2 rRNA genes are annotated in these 5,241 nt (G+C 56.0%); both read right to left on the bottom strand.

Features of this window, described 5'->3' with window-relative positions:
• Window positions 1-47: 47 nt before the first annotated feature.
• Window positions 48-3,178, bottom strand: a 23S ribosomal RNA gene (locus IJ15_RS0119915).
• A gap of 327 nt (window positions 3,179-3,505) precedes the next feature.
• A 16S ribosomal RNA gene (locus tag IJ15_RS0119910) occupies window positions 3,506-5,022 on the bottom strand.
• Together the 16S and 23S rRNA genes form the textbook arrangement of a ribosomal RNA operon.
• Window positions 5,023-5,241 lie beyond the last annotated feature (219 nt).

Here is a 5,241-nt window from a genome sequence, read left to right as displayed (position 1 = left end):
TATCTGTGTGTTGTTTCAGATACCGCACAGTGGACGCGTAGCTTCTTTGTGGTAAGTCCTCGGCCTATTAGTACCAGTCACCTCCACACGTTACCGTGCTTCCAGTTCTGGCCTATCAACCCGGTGGTCTGCCGGGGGCCTTACCCCCTCAAGGGGGTGAGAAACCTCATCTTGGAACAGGCTTCCCGCTTAGATGCTTTCAGCGGTTATCCCTTCCGAACGTAGCTAACCAGCAGTGCTCCTGGCGGAACAACTGGCACACCAGAGGTTCGTCCGTCCCGGTCCTCTCGTACTAGGGACAGCCTTCCTCAAGTTTCTTACGCGCGCGGCGGATAGAGACCGAACTGTCTCACGACGTTCTAAACCCAGCTCGCGTGCCGCTTTAATGGGCGAACAGCCCAACCCTTGGGACCTACTCCAGCCCCAGGATGCGACGAGCCGACATCGAGGTGCCAAACCATCCCGTCGATATGGACTCTTGGGGAAGATCAGCCTGTTATCCCCGGGGTACCTTTTATCCGTTGAGCGACACCGCTTCCACTTGCCGGTGCCGGATCACTAGTCCCGACTTTCGTCCCTGCTCGACCTGTCAGTCTCACAGTCAAGCTCCCTTGTGCACTTGCACTCAACACCTGATTGCCAACCAGGCTGAGGGAACCTTTGGGCGCCTCCGTTACATTTTGGGAGGCAACCGCCCCAGTTAAACTACCCACCAGGCACTGTCCCTGAACCAGATCATGGTCCGAGGTTAGATGTCCAATACGATCAGAGTGGTATTTCAACAACGACTCCACGAACACTGGCGTGCCCGCTTCACAGTCTCCCACCTATCCTACACAAACCGAACCGAACACCAATACCAAGCTATAGTGAAGGTCCCGGGGTCTTTTCGTCCTGCCGCGCGTAACGAGCATCTTTACTCGTAATGCAATTTCGCCGAGTCTGTGGTTGAGACAGCAGAGAAGTCGTTACGCCATTCGTGCAGGTCGGAACTTACCCGACAAGGAATTTCGCTACCTTAGGATGGTTATAGTTACCACCGCCGTTTACTGGGGCTTAAATTCTCAGCTTCGCCATTGCTGGCTAACCGGTCCTCTTAACCTTCCAGCACCGGGCAGGCGTCAGTCCGTATACATCGTCTTACGACTTCGCACGGACCTGTGTTTTTAGTAAACAGTCGCTTCTCTCTGGTCTCTGCGGCCCCACCCAGCTCACCAAGCAAGTTGGATCACCAGACGAGGCCCCCCTTCTCCCGAAGTTACGGGGGCATTTTGCCGAGTTCCTTAACCACAGTTATCTCGATCGCCTTAGTATTCTCTACCTGACCACCTGTGTCGGTTTGGGGTACGGGCCGTGTGAAAGCTCGCTAGAGGCTTTTCTCGGCAGCATAGGATCACTGAATTCGCCTCAATCGGCTACGCATCACGTCTCAGGCTGTATGTGACCCGGATTTGCCTAGGTCACGCCCTACACGCTTACACCAGTATTACCACTGACTGGCTCAGCTACCTTCCTGCGTCACCCCATCGCTTGGCTACTACCAGATCAGGTCCCGTGCATCCACATCCAGGTTCCCCGAAGGGAAGTAAGGACGCTTCAGGACGGTTAGTATCACTGATTCACCAGGGGCGCGTTCACACGGGTACGGGAATATCAACCCGTTGTCCATCGACTACGCCTGTCGGCCTCGCCTTAGGTCCCGACTCACCCTGGGCGGATTAACCTGGCCCAGGAACCCTTGGTCATTCGGCGGACGAGTTTCTCACTCGTCTTTCGCTACTCATGCCTGCATTCTCACTCGTGCAGCCTCCACAACTAGTTCACACTGCTGCTTCCATGGCTGCACGACGCTCCCCTACCCATCCACACCACTGCCGGACGATCCGTAGACCATCCGAGGTGTTATGTGAATGCCGCGGCTTCGGCGGTGTACTTGAGCCCCGCTACATTGTCGGCGCAGGATCACTTGACCAGTGAGCTATTACGCACTCTTTCAAGGGTGGCTGCTTCTAAGCCAACCTCCTGGTTGTCTTCGCGACCCCACATCCTTTTCCACTTAGTACACGCTTAGGGGCCTTAGCCGGCGATCTGGGCTGTTTCCCTCTCGACTACGAAGCTTATCCCCCGCAGTCTCACTGCCGCGCTCTCACACTCTGGCATTCGGAGTTTGGCTGACGTCAGTAACCTTGTGGGGCCCATCGGCCATCCAGTAGCTCTACCTCCAGAGTGAAACACGCGACGCTGCACCTAAATGCATTTCGGGGAGAACCAGCTATCACGGAGTTTGATTGGCCTTTCACCCCTACCCACAACTCATCCCCTCAGTTTTCAACCTAAGTGGGTTCGGGCCTCCACGACGTCTTACCGTCGCTTCACCCTGGCCATGGGTAGATCACTCCGCTTCGGGTCTAGAACATGCCACTCAAACGCCCTATTCGGACTCGCTTTCGCTACGGCTACCCCACACGGGTTAACCTCGCGACATGCCGCTAACTCGCAGGCTCATTCTTCAAAAGGCACGCCATCACCCCCAGCAGCAAGCTGCTCAAAGGCTCTGACGGATTGTAAGCGCACGGTTTCAGGTACTATTTCACTCCCCTCCCGGGGTACTTTTCACCTTTCCCTCACGGTACTAGTCCGCTATCGGTCACCAGGGAGTATTCAGGCTTATCGGGTGGTCCCGACAGATTCACAGCAGATTTCACGGGCCCGCTGCTACTTGGGTGTCCACTACAACAGTCACCATGTTTTCGTCTACGGGATTCTCACCCTCTACGACAGGCCGTTCCAGACCACTTCGACTAACACGATGATTTCTTACTGTTGGCCAACCCGGCAGAATTGACAAAATGGATCCCACAACCCCACGAATGCAACGCCCGCCGGCTATCACACATCCATGGTTTAGCCTCTTCCGCTTTCGCTCGCCACTACTCACGGAATCACTATTGTTTTCTCTTCCTGTGGGTACTGAGATGTTTCACTTCCCCACGTTCCCTCCACACGCCCTATATATTCAGGCGCGGGTAACCACACATCACTGTGGCTGGGTTTCCCCATTCGGAAATCCTCGGATCTCAGCTCGGTTGACAGCTCCCCGAGGCTTATCGCAGCCTCCTACGTCCTTCATCGGCTCCTGGTGCCAAGGCATCCACCGTACGCTCTTCATTACTTACAACAAAGATGCTCGCGTCCACTGTGCAGTTCTCAAACAACACACAACACCCGAACTCCTGTGGCACCAGCCGGAGAAAAACTCCGCGGTATGACCACGTTCAGGTCCTGTCCGTTTCTTCCTCGAAAGACCACTTGCGTGTTCTCTCAGGACCCAACAGTATGTCGATATAACTCTCTTCCCACCGGCACAGAGGCCGGCGGTAGTGAAGAAGAATGCTTGTCAGTGTTCCACCCATGAGCTCCCGCCGCTCCACATGTGGGAGCAGAAACGGGCTCTGCCAGCCAAGTGACAACCTGTGTTGCACCTGCACTGGAGAATGCTCCTTAGAAAGGAGGTGATCCAGCCGCACCTTCCGGTACGGCTACCTTGTTACGACTTCGTCCCAATCGCCGATCCCACCTTCGACGGCTCCCTCCACAAGGGTTAGGCCACCGGCTTCGGGTGTTACCGACTTTCATGACGTGACGGGCGGTGTGTACAAGGCCCGGGAACGTATTCACCGCAGCGTTGCTGATCTGCGATTACTAGCGACTCCGACTTCACGGGGTCGAGTTGCAGACCCCGATCCGAACTGAGACCGGCTTTAAGGGATTCGCTCCACCTCACGGTATCGCAGCCCTCTGTACCGGCCATTGTAGCATGTGTGAAGCCCTGGACATAAGGGGCATGATGACTTGACGTCGTCCCCACCTTCCTCCGAGTTGACCCCGGCAGTCTCCTGCGAGTCCCCGCCATTACGCGCTGGCAACACAGGACAAGGGTTGCGCTCGTTGCGGGACTTAACCCAACATCTCACGACACGAGCTGACGACAGCCATGCACCACCTGTATACCGACCACAAGGGGGGCCGTATCTCTACGGCTTTCCGGTATATGTCAAACCCAGGTAAGGTTCTTCGCGTTGCATCGAATTAATCCACATGCTCCGCCGCTTGTGCGGGCCCCCGTCAATTCCTTTGAGTTTTAGCCTTGCGGCCGTACTCCCCAGGCGGGGCGCTTAATGCGTTAGCTACGGCACGGATCCCGTGGAAGGAAACCCACACCTAGCGCCCACCGTTTACGGCGTGGACTACCAGGGTATCTAATCCTGTTCGCTACCCACGCTTTCGCTCCTCAGCGTCAGTTACTGCCCAGAGACCCGCCTTCGCCACCGGTGTTCCTCCTGATATCTGCGCATTTCACCGCTACACCAGGAATTCCAGTCTCCCCTGCAGTACTCAAGTCTGCCCGTATCGCCCGCAAGCTTGGGGTTGAGCCCCAAGTTTTCACGGACGACGCGACAAACCGCCTACGAGCTCTTTACGCCCAGTAATTCCGGACAACGCTCGCACCCTACGTATTACCGCGGCTGCTGGCACGTAGTTGGCCGGTGCTTCTTCTGCAGGTACCGTCACTCTCGCTTCGTCCCTGCTGAAAGAGGTTTACAACCCGAAGGCCGTCATCCCTCACGCGGCGTCGCTGCATCAGGCTTTCGCCCATTGTGCAATATTCCCCACTGCTGCCTCCCGTAGGAGTCTGGGCCGTGTCTCAGTCCCAGTGTGGCCGGTCGCCCTCTCAGGCCGGCTACCCGTCGTCGCCTTGGTAGGCCATTACCCCACCAACAAGCTGATAGGCCGCGGGCCCATCCTGCACCAGTAAACCTTTCCACCAAGAACCATGCAGTCCAAGGTCATATCCGGTATTAGACCCAGTTTCCCAGGCTTATCCCGAAGTGCAGGGCAGATCACCCACGTGTTACTCACCCGTTCGCCGCTCGTGTACCCCGAAGGGCCTTACCGCTCGACTTGCATGTGTTAAGCACGCCGCCAGCGTTCGTCCTGAGCCAGGATCAAACTCTCCGTTGAAGACTCTAGATTGGCCGGCGAACCAGCAATCAGTCATAGACATCGAGTCAAATCACTAGCAAAAAAACTCAAACTAGCATTCAAACACTGACCATCCCAGACGGAAGAATGGAACGATCAGCAAATACCCACACCCAAAAAGGATGCGGAGTACCAAATAATTGGCACTGACATTCATCGACACACTGTTGAGTTCTCAAAGAACACGCACACACCATC

It is taken from the genome of Prescottella defluvii (assembly GCF_000738775.1).
Taxonomy (GTDB): Bacteria; Actinomycetota; Actinomycetes; order Mycobacteriales; family Mycobacteriaceae; genus Prescottella; species Prescottella defluvii.
The sequence above is the reverse complement of the archived record's forward strand: the minus strand, read 5'-3'. Positions and strand labels throughout refer to the sequence as shown.